An 18,971-nucleotide genomic window follows, 5' to 3' on the forward strand; every position below is an offset into this window, starting at 1 on the left:
TCTCGCCGGACAGGTGCCGTCGGGCGGGTCACCGATGGAGCTGACGGTGTAGGTCGCCGAGCACGGGCTCGAGGCTGGGCGGCGTCATCACCGAAAGGTGGTCACCCGGGATCTCGACTAGCTCAGTCTTCGGGGCAAGGTCCCGCCGACGTTCGAAGTGCCCCCGCTCGTCCGCGCCACTGCCGGGCGCCCTGAACACGGTCAGCGGGAAGTCCGTCCGGCCGGGGTCGTCGGAGGATTTGGCCCGCTGGAACGAAAGCAGGCGGTGCAGGGCCTCGGCGAGGCCGTCCCGGCCGAGCCTGACCAGTTCCGGGCTGAGCCCGGCTTCGCGCAGCCGGGCGGCCACGGCGACGTCGGCAGGTGGTCGGGCGAGGCGAACGCGGCCAGCAGCGCCATGAAGAACGTGGCACGCCGTCGAGGTGGCCGATGGCACGCGCAGTCCGGCCAGCAGTTCTTCGGTCACCGTGCCCGCCGCCTCGCCGCTGCCAGCCGGGGCGACAGCGGGTGTACCAGCCCGGTCGATCTTGCCGTTCGGAGTCAGTGGCAGCCGGTCGAGCACCGCGATCACCGGTGGCACCAGGAACACGGGCAGCCGGGCGGCGAGATACTTCCGCAGTTCGGTGCCGGAGGTCACCGACCCGGTGACGTACCCGGTCAGCCGGCTCTTCCCTGTCCCGTCGACGGCGGCCACTACGACCGTCTCACGCACTCCGGGAATGTTCGGCCAATGCGGCTTCGATCTCGCCGGGCTCGATTCGGTATCCGCGCTACTTGATCTACCGGTCCTGCCGGCCGAGGAACTCGAGGACGCCCCTGGCGTATCGAGCCCGGTCACCGGTGCGGTACATCCGCGCACCGGGACGGGCGTCGAACGGGTCAGGCAGGAATCGCGCGGCGGTCAGCGAAGCACGCCGCCGGTACCCGCGGGCGACGCCGGCGCCGCCCGCGTACAGCTCACCGGGTTCCCCGTGTGGCAACGGGTTCAGGTGCGCGTCGAGGACGTAGGCGGTCACGCGGTCGATCGGCTTCCCGATCGGCACCGGCCCGGGCGGCGCGGCCGCGATCCGGTGACAGCTGGTGAAAGCGGTCGCCTCGGTCGGGCCGTAGCCGTTGACGATCCGGCAGCCGGGCAGCGCGGCCACCGCGCGGCGCACGAGCGGCACGGACAGCACATCGCCACCCGCCAAGAGCTGACGCAGGGGCCGCAGGTCGTCGAGCCGGTCGGAGACCATCCGGTGGAACAGGCCGGCAGTCAGCCACAAGGTGGTGACACCTTCGCCCCGGATGGCCTCGCCGAGTTCGGCGGGTTCCGGATACCGGCCAGGGAACAGCGCCAGCCGCGCGCCGTTCGCCAGCGCGCCCCAGATCTCGAAGGTGGACGCGTCGAAGGAGAGCGGCGCGGCCTGCAGGAACACCTCGTCCGCCGCGAACCGCACGTACGTCCCGGCCCGGACCAGGTTCACAATCGCCCGGTGCGGGACCTCGACACCGTTCGGCGTTCCGGTCGACCCTGAGGTGTACATGACGTAGGCCAGGCTCTCGGCGCTCGCCTCGATCGGCGGCGGGTCCGCGTGCCCGTCCTCACGCAGAAGGTCATCGAGCGCCACGACGGGGGTGCCCGGATCGGACAGAGCCAGACCGGACAAGGCCGACGCGGCGTCCGCGACGATCAGCGCCGGGCCCGCATCGGCGACCATGAACCGCGTCCGGGCGGGCGGGTACGCCGGATCCAGCGGCAGGTACGCGGCGCCGGTCTTCAGCACCGCCAGCAATACGACGGGGAGCTCGATCGTACGGTCGAGGCAGACCCCGACCAGCCGATCCGGCCCGGCCCCGCGCGCCAGCAGGGAACGGGCGAGCCGGTCGGCCGACGCATCCAACTCGCCGTAAGTCAGGCTCTGTCCAGCACAGCTGAGGGCCACGGCGTCCGGTGCCGCGGCCGCTTGTGCCGCTACCAGTGCGTGGACCGTGCCCCCGATCATCGGACAGGCCCTTCGGTGGGCACGGCGGTCCGGACAAGCTCGGCGATCCCGGCCACTGTCGGGCTGTCGAACAGGAGCCGCAGCGAGAGCCGGACACCGAAGGCGGTCCGCAGCCGGGTCAGCAGCTGGACCGCGGTCAGCGAATTGCCGCCAAGGTCCAGGAAGCTCGCGTCCGGGTCGAACCGCTCGTGCCCCAGCAGCTCGACCCAGATCCGTTCGACCTCCGCGACGATCCCCGTCCCCGCGTCCTCGGCGGCTGCCACCTCGGATGGCGATCCGGACGGTGGTCCGGCCGCGGTTTCGAACCAGTGCCTGCGCCTGTCGTAGGGGTAGGTCGGCAACGGAACCCGCCGCCGCGGACCGGACGACAGCACGGTCCACTGTGGACTTCCCCCCGCACTCCAGAATCCGGCTACCGCGGTCAGCACGTCATGCTCGTCCGGGACGCCGTCGCGCCCGGCGAGGGAGAACGCGGGCACCTTTCGTCCGGCAGCGTTCTCGCGCACCGCGGTGGTGAGCGCGTGGCCGCCGCCCAACTCGAGGAAGATCGCGTCCGGCAGGCCGAGCACACTGGTGGCGGCCTCGCGCAGACGAACGGGTTCCCGGGCGTGCGTGACCCAATGTTCCGGCGAAAGCACCGTTCCGGTCGGAAGCAGCGTCCCGGTGTGGTTCGCGGCGAGCGGCACTGTCAGCGGCTGCCAGTCCACCTCCGCCGCCGCCGCTCGGAGGCTGGCCAGTGCGGGCTCGACCAGCGGGGTGTGGAAGGCCCGGTCGACCTCGACCCAGACGTGCCCGATGCCTTCCCTGGTGAGCACGCCGACCAGCTCCCGGACCGCCGCCGGCGCACCTGCCACGGTAACCGAGGAGGGCGCGTTCACCCCGCAGATCCAGATCTCGCCGCGCAGGTACGACCGGACTTCGGCTTCGTCGGCGTCGACCACGAGCATCGCGCCCGGCGGCGTCCGAGTCATCGCCTGGCCGCGCCGGACGACCAGGCGCAGCGCGTCCTCGACGGGCAAGGCCCCGGCCACGCAGGCGGCGACGTACTCACCGAGGCTGTGCCCGAGGACCACGTCCGGCCGGATCCCCCAGCCGCCAAGCAACTCGGCAAGGGCGTACCCGAGAGTGAACAACGCGGGCTGTGCCGCCGCACCGGCCCGGGCGCCGGCGCACAGCACATCCCGGACATCGTCGTCGAGCAACGGCCGCGCGACGTCGGCGCAGCGGTCGACGGCGGCGCGCACGGCCGGGTGCCGGTCATAGAGCTCGCGGAGCATGCCGGGGCGCAGCGCGCCCTGACCAGGGAACAGGAAGATGACGTGCCGCGCGGCGCCGGCGACGCGAGCCGCGGCGGTGAAGCGCTTGTTCAGGTCGGCCGCCGCGTCGCCAGGTGCCGCGACGACGGCCGCCCGGTGCGCGAAACCGGTCCGGCCGGTCTGCAGGGTGTACGCCGCGGCGGCCAGGTCATCGGCCGTGGCCAGCGCTTCGCTGGTCCGCTCGATCAGCGTGGCGAGCGCCACCGGCGTCCGCGCGGACAGCGGGATCACGACCGCCCGGCCCGGGCCGGCCACACGGGCGGCCGTCGGCGCTTCTTCCAGCACGAGATGGGCGTTGGTCCCGCCGATGCCGAACGAACTGACCCCGCATCGGCGCGGTACCCCGGCGACCCGTGGCCAGTCCCGCGGCTCCGTGGTCACGAAGAACGGCGACTCCTCGAACGGGATCAACGGATTCGGCCGAGCGAAGCCGGCGGTCGGCGGGATTCGCTCGTGGTACAGCGCCAGCACGCACTTGAGCAGGCCCGCCACCCCCGCCGCGGCGTCGAGGTGCCCAATGTTCGGCTTGACCGAGCCGAGTGCGCAAAAGCCGATCCGGTCGGTTCCCCGCCGGAAAGCCTCGGTGAGCGCCGCGACCTCGATCGGGTCCCCGAGCTCGGTCCCGGTCCCGTGTGCCTCGAGGTAGGAGATCTCGTCCGGGGACACCCCAGCGACGTGCTGGGCCATCGCGACGACCTCGGCCTGTCCTTCGACGCCGGGCGCGGTGAAGCCGACCTTGGCCGCGCCGTCGTTGTTCACCGCCGAGCCGCGGATCACCGCGTAGATCGTGTCGCCGTCGGCCAGTGCGGCTTCGGCCCGCTTGAGCACAACCACGGCCGCGCCGTTGCCGGCCACCGTGCCCCGCGCGTCCGCGTCGAAACTCCGGCAGTGCCCGTCCGGCGAGATGATCCCGTTGGGGGTGTGGCGCTGCCCCGAGGTCTGCGGCACGGTGATCGAAACACCGCTCGCCAGCGCGAGGTCGGCCTCACCACAGAGCAGGCTCTGGCAGGCGAGGTGCACCGCGACGAGCGAGGTCGAGCACGCGGTTTGCACGGTGATGGCGGGCCCGCGCAGATCCAGCTTGTACGCGAGGCGGGTGGCGAGGAAAGTGCTGTCGTTGCCGATCGCGACTGCCGTGTCCCCGAGCTGCGCGGCCGGTACGGTAGCCGCGGCGCGCAGGTAGGTCGGAGGGCTTGCGCCCGCGAAGACGCCGACGCGGACGTCGGCGCTCCCAGGCGCGTATCCCGCCGTTTCCAGTGCCGTGCGGGCGCATTCGAGCAGGACGCGCTGCTGTGGATCAGTGAGCTCCGCTTCCCGGGGGGTCATCCCGAACAACTCCGCGTCGAAGTCCTCGATGCCCTCGACAATGCCGCGGACCGGGACGTAGTCGAGATCGGTGTACACCTCCGGCCCTACCCCGGCCGCGGCGAGTTCCGCCGGACTGAACCGGGACACGCTGTTCCGCCCCGCGCAAAGGTTGTCCCAGAAGGTTCCGACGTCCGCTGCGCCGGGAAACCGCCCGGCGAAACCGATCACCGCCACCGCGTTTTCGTGCATCTCCTGCTCCTTCAAGTCACCTCAACGCGGACGGGCACGGCCGTCCGGCTTCCCACCAGGGCCGGCAGTCGCCACCGCAACGGGCTGATCGCGCCGAGCCCGATCGCCAGTGCGCCCCCGAACTGAACGGCCACGGTGAACCGACCTCGCATGTGTTCCAGCATCGGGACCACCAGCAGGGCGATCATGCCCATCGGCGCCCGGCCGAACAGGCTGAGCAGGTAGAGCCGCAGCACGTCTGGGGCGGCGAAAATCGCAGTAGGCCGACCGCTCGCCGCTCATGAGCCGCCATCAGCGAGCAGCCGCCGGACGGTGCGGCGGCGCAGGACCTCTCGCAGCACCAGGTCGAACCCCTTCCGCCGGGCGAGACTGACCAGGCGAGCCGCGATGACACTGTCCCCACCGAGAGCCACGAAATCGTCGTCGATGCCGACCCGTGGGGCGCCGGTGAGTTCCGCGAACAGTCCGCACAGCGACGATTCGGCCGGAGTCCGTGGCGGGGCGTAGCCGACGGCCTCCGGATCGGGTGCTGGCAAGGCGCGAACGTCCAGTTTTCCGTTGGTGGTCAACGGGAGCGCGGACATCAGCACGAACGCAGTGGGGATCAGGTATTCCGGCAGTGTGCGGGCCAGCCGGGCGCGCAGGTCCGCCATGTCCGGCGCGACGGCGGCCACCGGGACCACGTAGGCGACCAGCTGCTTGATTCCCGCGCCTGTCCCGCGCGCGATCACGGCCGCGGAAAGCACGGCTTCGTCTTGAGAAACGGCCGCCTCGACCTCGCCGAGCTCGATCCGGAACCCGCGGATCTTGACCTGGTCGTCGGTGCGCCCACAGTACTCGAACAGCCCGTCCGCCCGGCGCCGGGCAAGATCACCAGTCCGGTACATCCGGCCGCCGGGCTCGCCGGAAGGATCCGGCACGAACCGCGAAGCGGTCAGCCCCGGGCGGCCGAGATAGCCGCGGGCCAACTGTGCACCGGCGATGTAGAGCTCGCCGACGCCATCGCCTGCCACAGGCCGCTGCGCCGCGTCCAAGACGAACATCCGCGTGCCCGGCATGGCGGTGCCGATCGGGACCGGTCCGGGGTCGATCCGGTCTTCCGGCCTGATGACTCGCACGGAGCAGCCGACAGTGGCCTCGGTGGGACCATACTCGTTGATCACCGTGACGCCGGGGTACCGGGCGCGCCAGGCGTCGGTGGCCGCGCCGGTCAGCAGTTCACCACCGACGACGAGCTGCCCGGTCGGCGCGCAGGAGGCCGGCAGGGTGTGCAGCAGCCCCAGGTGTGATGGCGTGACCTTGAGGAAACCCGGCCGGGCAGCCGAGGGGAGCACGTCCTTGAGGTCGGTCAATGCGACGGTGCCGCCGGCCAGCAACGGGGCGTACAGCGTCGTCACGGCCATATCGAACGACACTGACGAATGCAGCAGGCTCACCGCGCCCGTACCGGGGTAGTTGTCACGGGCGTAGCGCAGATAAGCTGCCATCGCGCGGTGTTCGACGACCACGCCCTTGGGCCGTCCAGTCGAACCCGAGGTGTAGATGACGTAAGCAGCGTCCAGCTCGGCGATGGCCGCGCCGCGGTCGAGATCGGTCACCGGATCCGCCGGATACTCCTCCAGGTCGAGCTCGTCCAGCGCGAGGACCTGAGTCCCGCCGACCCCGTCCAGGCGGTTCGCGAGCGCGGCCACGGTGAGCACGAGTGCCGCCGCCGAATCGCCGACGATGTAGTTCATCCGATCCGTCGGGTCCAACGTGTCGATCGGCGCGTAGGCCGCACCCGCCTTCAGAACCGCCAGCAGCGCCGCGACCAGGTCCGGCGACCGTGGCAGAACGACCGCGACAACGGTGCCGCGGCCGGCACCTGCGGCCATCAGCAGGCGGGCGAGCCGGTTGGCCCGCGCGTCGAGTGCGCGGTAAGTCAGCCCGGTGTCCTCATGCCGGACGGCGACGGCGTCCGGCGTCCGCGCGACCTGGGTGTCGAACCCCGCCGGCAATGCCGCCGTTTCGGTGCCAGGCGGGGATTCCACAGTCATCGGGCGACTCTCCGGGCGCCGAGGATCTCGCGGACGGCACCGGCCACGCCCGGGTACCGCAGGAGGTCGTCGTGCGGGACCGGGAATGACAGCTCCCTGGCCGCGTGCCGCGCCCCGCTTCTCGACCCGGTAGAAGTCACCGCGACCGCGTTCGCCCAGGCGATGTCGGAGGTCAGCTCGTACCCCGCGACCAGGTAGGAGACGTAAGAGCGGAACATGCCGAGCAGTTCCCCGGCGAGATCCTTGTCGATTCCGCTCCTGGCGAAGGCTGTCGAGCCCGCCTGTTCGTATAGCTCGACCAGCTCTGCGCTCGCCGCGGTGAAGTCGTCCCACCGTTCCTCGCGTACGCGCTGAGCGCCGGCCCGTAGCTCGTCGGCCTCCTCCGCGGTGAGGAGCGAGGCCATTGCCACGGCCCGGTCGAAGTCCCGGTGGAGGTTCGGCAGTCCTGGCCGCTCCGGATCGAACAGCACGACCGCCGGGCACCTGCCCTGCACACGCTCGATCCGTGCCGCCAGCTCCGGGGCGAACACGCTGCCAGCGCAAAACCCGAACACACTGGCGATCGGCGCCGAGTTCATGGGCCAATCCGCCCACCAGGTGAAGTAGTCCTCCGCGGATAGTGCGCGGCCCGGTTGCCCGGGAGGGGAAACGGTGAGCCACAGCTCGACGTCCGGAAGCAACTTGGCCAAGTCGCCGAACCCGGCCTCTGGCCGTCCGCTGCTCTCGAAATCGACCGCGAGCGCAACGTGTTCCCCCGTGCCGGTACCGATCCGCAGCCAGCCGTCGCCGCTCACCGTTGACCGCCGTGCAACTCGATGGCCAGTGAGGGGCACAGGTACGCCGCCTCGCGGACGGCCGCATGCCGGTCCGGAGCTGGCGCTTCGTCGAGCAGGGTGACAATCCCGTCGTCGTTATGCCCGAACACCTCGGGCGCGGTCACCACGCACCGACCCGAAGTGACACAGCGCTCGCGCTGGATGGATACTCGCATCTGCCTCTCCTGCTCTCTGCCGCATCAGCCCGGTCGTCACCAGCCGGTCCGGCCGTCGATCAGTTCCCGGATCACATCCGCGTGCCCGTTGTGGCGCGCGGTCTCCTCGATCATGTGCAGCAGGATCCAGCGCAGGTCGACCGCACCGCGCCGCACATTCGGAACAGTTATATCCAAAGAGGACTCAGTCGCGACAATTTCCCTGGCACGACTGCACATTCTCAGGTACTGCCCGACTATCTCCCCGGCGCTTTCGGAGACCCGGAACTCCGCGCCGGGCTCACCGCCGCTATAGATCGGAGGCTCGTCGCCGCCGGCGAAGTCGAGCACGAACCAGCCCTGTTCGACGTCGGTCAGGTGCTTGACGAGGCCGAGCAAGGACAGTCCGGTCGGAAGCACGGCCCGGCGCAACTGTTCCTCACTGAGGCCGTCGAGCTTCCGCAGCAGGGTTGCCCGGTGCCAGTCGAGCCACCTGGCCAGCGCGGTTCTCTCGTCGCCGGTGCCAGGCACTTCGGGCCGGTCCATCGGTGCGTGGAACAAATCAGGATTCTCGTTCCCGTTCATGAGCCGCGGGTGCTCAGCATTTTCAGAACGTCCTCTTCGGACAGTTCGGCGACCGCCAGCGCGGTCCCGGCAGCAGCCGACACATCGACCGCGGCGGCCCGTCCGGCCTCTTCCACGACCACCGCCTGGTCTGCGATGGTCGGGCCGTCGAAGACCGCCCGCAGCGGTACCTCGACGCGGAAGTTCTCACGCAGCAGGGAAACGACCTGAGTGGCATGCAGGGATTGCCCGCCCAGTTCGAAGAAGTGGTCGTGCACGCCGACCTGCTCGACCGGCAGCACCTCAAGCCAGATGTCGCGGACAACACGCTCGACGTCGGTCCGGGGTTCGGTGTAGACGCTGGCCATTTCCGGACGTTCGGTGCCGACGCCCGGCAGGGCCTTGCGGTTGACCTTCCCGTTGGGCGAGACCGGCAGCGCGTCGAGCCGCACGAAGGCCGACGGCACCATGTAGTACGGCAGGGTGCGCTTGAGGTCCTCACGCAGGTCCGCAATGCTCGGATCGTGGCTCGCGGCCGGCACGTAGTAGGCGACAAGCCGCTTCTCACCGCCATCGTCTGCAGCCACCACAATGGACTCCGAGACTGCCGGGATGCGGTCCAGGGTCGAAATAATCTCGCCGAGCTCGATCCGGAACCCGCGAATCTTCACCTGATTGTCCATCCGGCCCAGCAGTTCCACGACGCCGTCGGCGCCGTACCGGGCGAGATCGCCCGACGCGTAAAGCCGCGCGCCGGGCGACACGTCGGTGAACACCCCGGCGAACGGGTTGGGCACGTACCGCTGCGCGGTCAGGCCCGGCCGGTTCAGGTAGCCGCGAGTGACCCCGGCCCCGCCGTGGTAAAGCTGCCCCGGTACACCCACTGGGACCGGCCGCATCCATTCGTCGAGGATCAGGACCTGCATGTTCCCGGTCGGCACGCCGTAGGGCACGCTGCTCCAGCCTGGATCGACTGCGACCACCTCGTATTCGGTGGCGAAGATGGACACCTCGGTCGGGCCGCCCATGTTGTGATGGCGGATGTTCGGAAACACCGCCCGCGCCCGCCCGGGCAGGCCGAGCGGCAGCACATCGCCGACATTGAGCGCCAGGCGGATGGCCTCCCGGCGCTCGCCACGCTTTTCCAGTTCGGTCACGAGGCTGTCCAGCAACGGCGGCACCGAAACCCAGATGGTCACACCGAACTCGTCGATCATCCTCAGACGGTAGGCGGCATCCTTCATTTCGTCCTCGTCGGGCAGGACGAGCGTCCCACCGACGGACAGCGTGCCGAAGATCTCGAAGACAGAGACGTCGAAGCTGACCGAGGACATGTTAAGGACCCGGTCGGTGCCGGTCATCCCGTACGCGCGGCTGACGGTGACGACGGTGTTGACCAGGCCGCGGTGCGGCACCGCCACGCCCTTAGGCCGGCCGGTCGACCCCGACGTGTAGATGATGTTCGCCAGGTCGCCCACGCGCGCCGACGACGGGACAGGCTCGGCGGTGTTTTCAAAGTCCTCCAAGCAAAGGAGGGTCGTGGCGAATCCGTCACCCCCGAACACCTCGCCCGTCGCCGGGTCGATCGGCAGCCGGGTGAGCAGGTCCCGCTGCGCCAGCACCACGGCCGGGCTGGAGTCGGTGAGCATGAACGCCAGCCGCTCGTCCGGATAGCCGGAGTCCAGCGCCACATAGGTGCCGCCGGCCTTGAGCACACCGAGGATGCCGGTAACGAGCTCCGCCGACCGGCGCGCGCAGATGCCGACCACCGTGTCCCGGCCGACGCCGAGCGTCCGCATCCGCTGTGCCACAGCGTTCGACCGGCCGTCGAGCTCTTGATAAGTCAGGCCGCCACCCTCCCAGCGCAGCGCGAACTCCGCCGGGGTGCGCCGGGCTTGCCGGGTGAACAGCTCGTGCAGGCAGACGTCGTCGACCTGGCGTGCGGTGGCGTTCCAGGCCAGCACCTGGCGCCGGATTTCGTCCCCGGTGAGCATCGGCAGCTCCGAGAGCCGCGAAGACGGCCGTCGAAGAGCCGCCTCCAGCAGCACTTCCAAATGCCCCCACAGCCTCCGCATGGTCGCGGCGTCGAACAGATCGGTGTTGTACTCGATGAATCCTTCGAAGGCGTCGTTCCCGCTCCAAAGGTGCAGTTCGAGGTCGAGCTGCGCCGCGCCGCGCCCGACGTGCACCGGCACGACCTCGAGCCCGGCGAACTCCGGCGCGGCCACCGGCGCGTTCTGCAGTACGAACATGGCCTGCACCAACGGGTTGTAGCTGAGATCACGCGGCACGCGCAGCTCCTCGACCAGCCGTCCGAACGGCAGGTCACGGTGCTGGATGCCCTCGGCGGTCACTGTGCGCACCCGGTCGACCAGCTCGGCGAACGTCGGATCACCGGCCAGGGAGGTCCGCAGCGGGACGGCGTTGATGAAGCAGCCGATCAGCGATTCGGCCTCCACCTCGCGGGTGGACGCGGGCATGCCCACGACGACGTCGTCGCTGCCGGTATAGCGGCTGAGTACCGCCTTGAATCCCGCCAGCAGCACCATGAACGGCGTCGCGCCGCTGCTCTTGGCGAAGTCCGAGGCCAGCTGGGAAAGCCCGGGCGAGAACGAGACCGGCTCCAGGTCGCCCCGGAAACTCTGGTTCGCCGGGCGAGCCCGGTCCGTCGGCAGATCGAGCAGTTTCGGGGCTCCTTCGAGCTGCCCGCGCCAGTAGCCCAGCCGGTCTTCGACGAACTCCTCGGTGACTCGTTCCGCCTCCCACACGGCGAGGTCGCCGTACTGCAGCGGGAGTGCCGGCAGCCCGGCCGGGACGCCGGCGAGCTCGGCGGCGTAGACGGCCGATAGCTCGGTGACCAGGATGCCGAGCGACCACATGTCCGACACGAGGTGGCTCACCGTGAGCAGCAGTGTCTGATCGTCGTCGGCGACCCGGACCAGCGACACCCGCAGCAGAGGACCCACCGCCAGGTCGAACGGGCGGGCCGCGTCCCGGGAAAGAAGCGCCGTGACCTCGGCGGCGGAGACCTCACGGCCGCGGAGGTCCTTGGTTTCGATCGTGACGGCGACCTCGTCCGTGATGACCTGCACCGTCTGGCCGTCGATCTGGTCGAAGGTGGTCCGCAGTGTGTCGTGCCGGCCCACCACCGTTTCCAGCGACCGGGTGAGCGCGTCCATGTCGAGCCGGCCGCGCAACCGCAGCGCGAGCGGCACGTTGTAGGCCGCGGTGCCCGGGACCAACTGGCCGAGGATCCAAAGGGACTGCTGAGCGTAACTGGTCGGGAAGACTGCGGTCGTTCCGGCGGTCATGGCTCTCCGTTCAGGTTCTGGCGGCGCGTGCCGGCCTGGGGCGGGGCGCTTCAACGCTTCTTCATGGCGTCCGGCAGGCGCAGCCGCCCATCGGCGGATCGCGCCACCTCGTACCGCGTGCGGTCCACCCGCCTGAGCCGGGGCGCGGCGGCGACCGGGGCCGAGGTGGCGCCATCGATCAGCTCGGCGATCCGGGCGACCGTGATGTCGTCGGTGAACAGCTCCCGTAGCGGGATTTCGACGCCGAAGCCGTCCCTCACCCGCAAGGCCACCCGCGCCACCAGCAGCGAGTGCCCGCCCAAGGCGAGCACGTCGTCGTGCCGGCCCAGCCGCGGCAGTTCCAGCAGCCCGGCTATCAGCGTGGCAAGCCAGCGCTCGGTGTCGGTCACCGGCGCCAAGTACTCGGCGTCCGGCTCGGCGTCGGGATCGGGCAGCGCGGCCCGGTCCACCTTGCCGTTGGGAGTCAACGGCAGCTCGGGCAGTGTGAGGAACAGCGGCGGCACCATGTAGTCGGGCAGCCGCTCGCGCAGGTGCGCCCGCATGGTCACCGCGTCCACGGCGGCCGGTTCGCCGACGACGTAGGCGACCAGGACGTGCTGGCCGGTCCGGTCCGGGCGGGCCAGCACGACGGCCTTGCGCACCGCTGGATGGTCCTCGAGCACTGCTTCGATCTCGCCGGTCTCGATCCGGTAGCCGCGAATCTTGACCTGGTGGTCGCTGCGCCCGATGTACTCCAGTTCGCCGTCCGAGGTGTAGCGCGCGAGGTCGCCCGAGCGGTACAGCCGCTCGCCAGACCGTTCCGGGTGCGGGACGAACCGCCGCGCGGTGAGCGAGGGCCGGTTGAGGTAGCCGCGGGCCACACTCGGGCCGCCGACGCAGATCTCGCCGGGACTGCCCACCGGTACCGGGAGCCCGTCGAAGTCCAGGAGCCGGATCTCGGTGCCAGGCAACGGATCGCCCAGCGGCTGACGCCCGGAGGGATCGGTGATCTCACGGTAGGTGGTCAGCACCGACGTCTCGGTGATGCCGTAGAGGTTCGCGATCCGTGTCCGGGGGTCACCCGCGGCCGCCCAGTCGGTCAGGTGCGCGGGCTCGAGACGTTCCCCGGACAGCAGGATGTGGCGCAGCCCGATGTCGGCGAGCCGCCCGGCGCCGCCCGCGGCCATGTAGGAGAACACCGCGGGGGTCTGGTTGAGCACTGTGATCCGGTGGCGCCGCACCAGGTCCCAGAGCGCCTCGGGGTGGTGCGCGGTCTCCACGGCGACGACGACCGCTGTGCCGCCGGAGGTCAGTGGCCCCCACATCTCCCAAACCGAGTAGTCGAACGCGACGGAATGGAACAGCGCCCAGGCGTCCCGCTCATCGAAGTCGAACAGCGTCATCGCAGCCAGCAGGTTCGCCAGCCCGCGGTGGTCCAACAGCGTCCCCTTGGGACGGCCGGTCGAGCCTGAGGTGTAGATAACGTAGGCGAGGCGGTCGAGATCGGGTGCCGGCAACGTCACCGGGAGTGCCTCGGGGGCGGGCTCGGCGAGGTCGACCACCAGTGCGCCGTGCGACGGCAGCCGGTCACGCAGTTCGCCACGCGTGACGATCACCCGGGCGGCGCTGTCGGAGAGGATGTAGCCGAGTCGGTCGGCCGGATACGCCGGGTCGAGCGGGACGTAGGCACCGCCCGCCTTGAACACCGCGAGCACCGAGACGACCCACTCCGGGGAGCGGTCCAGGCAGAGGCCGACGAGGTGTTCGGCGCCGACGCCGGCCGCGACCAGCCGTGCCGCGAGCGCGGTGGCGCGGGTGTCGAGCTCGCGGTAGCTGAGACTTCCGCCTTCCCAGGCCAGCGCGATCGACTCGGGCGCGGCCGCGACGCGGTCGGCGAACTGGGCGTGTGCGGTCCGCGGCGTGACCGTCACGGCCGCGCCGGTGAGCACCGAATCCCGGTGCAGGACCGGCAGTTCCGCGAGGGTCGCGCCCGGCCGGTTGGCGGCCGCCGCGAGCAGGTCTGTGAGGTGCCCGGCGAGCCGGGCGATTGTGGTGGCGTCGAACAGGTCGGCGTTGTAGTCCAGCGTGCCGCCGAGCCCGCCACCGATCTCGGCCATGGTCAGGGCGAGATCGAATTGCGGGGTGACGTCGGTCCGCTCCACCACGCGCAGCCGCAGGTCGGCGAAGGCCACCTCGCCGCCGGCCTCACCGAGTGCGAACGGTGCGAGCCGCCCGCCCTCGTCCCGTCCGAACTGCTGCCAGGCGAAGACCGCCTGGACGAGCCGCGGCACCCCAGCCTCGCGGGCCGGGCGCAGCTGCTCGACCAGGGTCGCGAACGGGAGCGCGGCGTGCCGGAGTGCCTCCGTGGTCGTGTCCCGGGTCCGGCGCAGCACGTCGGTGAACGTCTGTGTGGCGCGGAAAGTCCCGCGCATCGGCAGCATGTTGACGAAGTAGCCGATGGTATCGGCGTCGCTCACCGCTTCACGGCCGTGCGCCGGGGTGCCGACGAGCACGTCCGGTGAGCCGCTGGCCTGGCTCAGCAGCAACTGGTAAGCACTGAGCAGGACGTCGTGCAGGGTCACCTGCTTGCTTTTCGCGAGCCGTTTCAGGCTCGCGGTGAGGTCTTCGCCGATTGCCAAGCGCTGCCGCGCACCGCGTGGACGCCGGAGGGCCACTCTTGGTCGGTCGGTCGGCAGCGCGAGCGTGGCCGGGACGCCTTCGAGGCGATCGCGCCAGTAGTCGAACAGCCGGGCACCGGCCGGGCCAGCAAGGATCGCCTCCTGTGCGCCCGCCCGCCGGGCGCAGCCGCGGGTGACCCGCGGCACATCTTCCAGCACTCCCTGTTTCGCCGCCAGGTAGAGTTTTTCCAGATCACGGAGCAGGATCTGCATGGACCACAGATCCGAGACGATGTGATGGATCGCGAGTACGATCCAGTGCTCGTCCGCCGATCGGCTCAGCACGGTGATCCGGAACAACGGGCCTTCAAGCAGATCGAACGGCTCTTCCGCGGCTGCACGCAGGCGCTCGCCGACAGTGTCCACCTCGGACACGTCGAAACGCTCGAATCGCGGTTCCAACCGTTCGTGCACCCGTTGCACGGCCTCGCCGTCGACCACCGGGAACGTGGTGCGCAGGGATGCCTGGCGTGCGGCGAGCGCACTCGCCGCGGCCGCGAGCGCCGACACGTCCGGTTCGCCGACCACCCGCGCGGTGACGGCGATGATCTGGGCCGCGCTGTGCGGGTCGAATCGATCGACGAACCACAGCGCCCGTTGCCCCGCCGACAGCGGATGGTCTCCGGGCTCGGCACCGGATTCCCGGCGAGGCGGTGCGGGACGGCCGGTGCGCGACGCGGCCAGTTCGGGCATAGTCATCGCCAGCACCTCGTCGGCCGCGAGATCGGCTCCCAGCACCTCGCCGAGGCGGTGCGTCAGCCGGACCGCGGTGATCGAATCGACGCCGAGTTCGATCAGCGGCGCCCCAGTGTCCAAAGAGGAGGGATCGACGGCCAGCAACGCTGCGATCTCGTTGCGCAACGAGGTGACACCCGCGGTTTCCGCATAATCCTGAATGGGCGCTTCCAGGCCGGTCTCGGCTTTGGCCACGCCGTCGTCGCTGCGGTGCAGGATCTTGAGTTTATTCGCGGTGAACGCGTCCCGGCAGGCGCCACGCCGGATCTTTCCGCTGGAGGTGCGCGGCAGGGTTCCTGCCTTGATCAAGACCACCGAGGCGACGCGGAGTTCGTGATCGCGGGCGATCGCCAGGCGGACCCGGGCGGCGACATCGGCAAGGTCCGCGTTCCGGTGGTCACGGTGCACTTCGTTCACCACCACCAGTTCTTCGCCGGCCTCGGACTCGACGGCGAACGCCACCCCGCCGCGTGCCGACAGCGCCGGGTGTGCGGATCCGGCGCTGTGCTCGATGTCCTGCGGATAGTGGTTGCGGCCGCGGATGATCACGAGGTCCTTGATCCGCCCGGTGACGAACAGCTCGTCGCCGCTGCGGTAGCCGAGGTCGCCGGTGCGCAGGAAGTGCGGTTCGGTCGTGCCCTCGAGGGTCGCGCGGAACGTCGCCACGGTCAACTCGGGCCGCCGCCAGTAGCCTCCGGTGACGCTCTCACCGCTCAGCCAGATCTCCCCGATGCTCCCTTGCGGACAGGTGAGCCGGGTCGCCGGGTCGACGATCTCCAGTCGTTGTCCCGGAACCGAGACGCCGGAACTGACCAGTCCGGTGGCATCTACGACATGCCCGGTCCCACCCGGCTTGGCGGAGACCATAAGCGTGGCTTCGGCCAGCCCGTAGCACGGGGTGAGTGCCTCCGCGGCGAACCCGGACCCGGCGAAAGTCTCTGCAAACCGGCGCAAAGTGCCGTCTCGCACGGGTTCGGCGCCGTTGAAGGCCACCTTCCAGCCGCTGAGGTCGAGGCCGGCCCGCTGCTCCGGCGTGATTCGCTCGACGCACAGGTCGTAGCCGAAATTCGGACCGCCGCTGGCGTAGGCCCCGGTCCGGCTGATGATGTCGAGCCAGCGGAACGGATCGCGCGCGAATGACTGGGGTGACATCGTCACGCAATGCCCTCCGCTGTGGACCGTGCCCAGCACACTGCCGATCAAGCCCATGTCGTGGTACATCGGCAGCCACGAAACGATCGTGCTGTCCCGTGAGGTGGCGAACCGCTCGGTGATCAGCTCGCAATTGGCAAGCAGGTTCTCCTGAGTCAGAATCACGCCGCGTGGCGTGGCGGTACTGCCGGAGGTGTACTGCAGGAAGGCGACCGCGCCGGGATCGGCGGGCCGCGCCGCCTGCCAGCTCTCAGCGAGCGTGGGATCGACAGCGTCGGTGGCGATCATCCTCAAACTCCCGATGACCGCACTGCGATCCCGCAGCCGGCTCGCGAGGCTCGCCGTGGTCATGGCCACGATTGCCCCGGAGTCGGCGATGATGGTCTCGACGCGCTCGATCGAACGCGGCTCCCGGGTCGGCGGGTAGGCGGGTACCGCGATGACACCCGCGTAAAGACATCCGAAAAAGGCGGCGACGTAGTCCAGGCCCGACGGGTAGAGGAGCAGGACCGGCCGGCCCGTGAGGCCATGCGACGTCAGGTGCACCGCGATCGCCCGCGCCCGCCGGTCGAGCGCGGCGTAGGTGAGCACCTCCGGATCGCCATCGTTGTCGGCCAGCTGGGTGAAAGCCGGGGCGTCCGGGCCTTCCGCGGCGAGGCCCGACAACACCGCGCTCCAGTCGGCCGGTCGTTGCAGCGGTGACGCCACGGCAAATCCTCCCTACCTCACACGGCACAGAAGTCGCACCAGGCGGTGCCACACCGGCCCACGAGAGCGGGCTTCACGAGCCGCCTCCGCAAAGCATGCGGCGCTTTCCCGGCCGGCAGCAGTCAGGACTATCCCTGACAACTTGCATCCTCTCCCGGTCCGTAAAGTCGCAGGTGGCCGGCGTTCAGACGAGAGTTCGCTCTTCGCCGATGCGAGAAAGAAGCCGACATTGCCTTCTTCAGACACCGTCCTCACCGTTTCCGCGCGTTTCAACGGGCCACCCAAGGCGGCCAACGGCGGCTATGCCTGCGGTCTTCTTGCCGCGCACACCGAGGATCTGGGAGAGGGGCGACGCGCCGTGACGCTACATGCCCCTGTGCCGGTGGAAACACCGCTCCTCCTACGGAAAGCGGGGCGCCGGACACACCTCTGGGCGGGTGAAGAGTTGATCGCCTCGGCTTCCTCTGAAAAGGGACAGATCGGCCGGGTCGACCCCGTCGACATCGCAGTGGCCCGGACCAGCCGGGAGCGTTTCGGGGGTCAAGTCGGCCATCCGTTCCCGACCTGCTTCGTCTGCGGGATGGACCGTGCGGACGGCGACGGGCTGCTGCTGACTCCCGCGCCGGTTCCGGGCCTCATCCGGACGACGGCCTGCGTCTGGCGGCCATCCCCCGCCGTGACCGACACCCGGGGACACGTCCCGGACGAAATCGTCTGGAGCGTGCTCGATTGCCCTGGCGGCTGGACGGCCGACCCCGTGGCCGAGCCGATGGTGCTAGCCAGGATGTCGGCCGAGTTGTACACGCGCCCGGTGGTCGGCGCGGAATACCTTGTGGTTGCCAGGCAGAACTCCCGCAGCGGCCGCACCAGCTCCAACACCTCGACTCTCTACGACCACGTGGGAACGGTGCTCGGCACGGCCACCGCCGTCTGGGTTGCGGTGAACCCTTAAGGGATGTCTCGTATCCCGGCGTGGGTCTGCTCGTGATACGAGTTGGTGGTGGGTGAGGACGAGGGCTGCTTGGGCGATGGTGCCGACTCGTTTTGGGCAGAGGGTGACTCGGTGTAGGGCTGCCCAGCGGGTTGTGAGGATGGCGGCGGTGCGTTCGCCGAGGCGGCGCAGTCGGCTGTGGGTCAGGCTGAACGTCTGCTGGTCGGCGGCGAGGGGTGGTTGGCCTGCGGGTTTCTTGAACGGTGTCCAGATCCCGATCCCGGCTGCGTGATAGGCCCGGTCGGCCAGTGTCGGCAGGCCCTGGCCCGCGGCGGCGGTCAACGCGCCGACGATGCCGAGGTCGCGGGCGGCGGAGAGGTCGTTGCAGGATCCGGGCAGGACCGCGGATACCCAGAGTGGGAATCCGTTGGCGTTGGCCTGGAATTGGATGCTGCCCGCCGAAGCTGCGGTGTTTGCCGGAGTACCACAGGTGGACGGTGGTGCCGCGGGTGGTGGGATGAGGGTGCCGTCGAGGATGATGTGAGCGTCCCCGGTGGCCTGGCGTTGCTGCAGGACCTGGTGCAGGTCCGGAGCCTGGCCGGCGAGAGCGGTGATGGCTTCGTGCAGGTAGCGGTAGGTGGTGGCGATGCTGATGCCGTGGTCGCGGGCCAGTCGATGCACAGGGGTGGCGTCACGGAACCAGCGCGGGACCAGCACTGCCTGCTGGTGGGGGGTCAGTGCCCGCCGACCGTGACGGGTGCCGCGAGGCTGCGTTCGGACTGCAGAACACCGGCGACGAACAGGGTCAGTTCGCGTGCCACATCTAGCGTGGCACCATGGGTGATCACGTGGGGCCTCTGGAATTTTAGGATTCGATCTTCGCAAATCCAGTCCTACCAAGGGCCCCACGCCTCACCTCCGGACACCACGCACCCCACCCAGCACTACAGAGAAACCTCAGTGATCTCGCCCTCGCCGGAGGATGTCTGGCCGGGCAGGGTCGGGTCGGTCCGCCTGCTGATCCAGGACACGGACCAGCCACCGAACCCCGA

General features: G+C 70.0%; 11 protein-coding genes and 1 pseudogene. 1 reads left to right on the forward strand and 11 read right to left on the reverse strand.

The annotated features are described in order from the left end of the window. Positions 1–28 precede the first annotated feature (28 nt). From ABZU76_RS07830 to ABZU76_RS07875, 10 genes are all read right to left on the reverse strand, one after another. Complete coding sequence (locus ABZU76_RS07830; protein ID WP_354866202.1) at positions 29–709, reverse strand: hypothetical protein; 681 nt, start codon at positions 707–709, stop codon at positions 29–31. A gap of 67 nt (positions 710–776) precedes the next feature. Continuing rightward, on the reverse strand, positions 777–1,982 hold the full coding sequence (locus ABZU76_RS07835; RefSeq protein ID WP_354866205.1) for an amino acid adenylation domain-containing protein: 1,206 nt from the start codon (positions 1,980–1,982) through the stop codon (positions 777–779). Beyond that, on the reverse strand, positions 1,979–4,855 hold the full coding sequence (locus tag ABZU76_RS07840; protein WP_354866207.1) for a type I polyketide synthase: 2,877 nt from the start codon (positions 4,853–4,855) through the stop codon (positions 1,979–1,981). Before ABZU76_RS07840 ends, ABZU76_RS07835 begins: the two co-directional genes overlap by 4 nt. 11 nt (positions 4,856–4,866) lie before the next feature. Continuing rightward, positions 4,867–5,091 (reverse strand): hypothetical protein, encoded by a 225-nt coding sequence (locus ABZU76_RS07845; protein ID WP_354866209.1) that lies wholly within the window; start codon positions 5,089–5,091, stop codon positions 4,867–4,869. A 42-nt stretch (positions 5,092–5,133) separates the two neighbouring features. Further along, on the reverse strand, positions 5,134–6,891 hold the full coding sequence (locus ABZU76_RS07850; RefSeq protein WP_354866211.1) for a non-ribosomal peptide synthetase: 1,758 nt from the start codon (positions 6,889–6,891) through the stop codon (positions 5,134–5,136). After that, on the reverse strand, positions 6,888–7,685 hold the full coding sequence (locus ABZU76_RS07855) for a hypothetical protein (protein ID WP_354866213.1): 798 nt from the start codon (positions 7,683–7,685) through the stop codon (positions 6,888–6,890). The genes ABZU76_RS07850 and ABZU76_RS07855 overlap by 4 nt, the downstream gene beginning before the upstream one ends. Further along, a complete protein-coding gene (locus ABZU76_RS07860) occupies positions 7,682–7,882 on the reverse strand; it encodes a ferredoxin (protein ID WP_354866215.1) in 201 nt (66 codons plus the stop codon). The genes ABZU76_RS07855 and ABZU76_RS07860 overlap by 4 nt, the downstream gene beginning before the upstream one ends. A gap of 36 nt (positions 7,883–7,918) precedes the next feature. Continuing rightward, positions 7,919–8,446, reverse strand: a complete 528-nt coding sequence (locus ABZU76_RS07865; RefSeq protein ID WP_354866217.1) for a DinB family protein — start codon at positions 8,444–8,446, stop codon at positions 7,919–7,921. Continuing rightward, on the reverse strand, positions 8,443–11,736 hold the full coding sequence (locus ABZU76_RS07870; protein WP_354866219.1) for an amino acid adenylation domain-containing protein: 3,294 nt from the start codon (positions 11,734–11,736) through the stop codon (positions 8,443–8,445). The genes ABZU76_RS07865 and ABZU76_RS07870 overlap by 4 nt, the downstream gene beginning before the upstream one ends. Before the next feature lie 50 nt (positions 11,737–11,786). Then, a complete protein-coding gene (locus tag ABZU76_RS07875) occupies positions 11,787–16,988 on the reverse strand; it encodes an amino acid adenylation domain-containing protein (RefSeq protein ID WP_354866221.1) in 5,202 nt (1,733 codons plus the stop codon). Positions 16,989–17,217: 229 nt separating this feature from the next. Between ABZU76_RS07875 and ABZU76_RS07880 the strand changes: the two genes are divergently transcribed. Then, a complete protein-coding gene (locus tag ABZU76_RS07880) occupies positions 17,218–17,940 on the forward strand; it encodes a hypothetical protein (RefSeq protein WP_354866803.1) in 723 nt (240 codons plus the stop codon). A 42-nt stretch (positions 17,941–17,982) separates the two neighbouring features. On the opposite strand, the pseudogene ABZU76_RS07885 reads toward ABZU76_RS07880, so the two are convergent. Continuing rightward, positions 17,983–18,767 (reverse strand): annotated as a pseudogene (locus ABZU76_RS07885) (transposase family protein); the annotation flags it as partial. Positions 18,768–18,971: the final 204 nt, after the last annotated feature.

This window comes from Amycolatopsis sp. NPDC005232 (genome assembly GCF_040607795.1).
Classification (GTDB): Bacteria; Actinomycetota; Actinomycetes; order Mycobacteriales; family Pseudonocardiaceae; genus Amycolatopsis.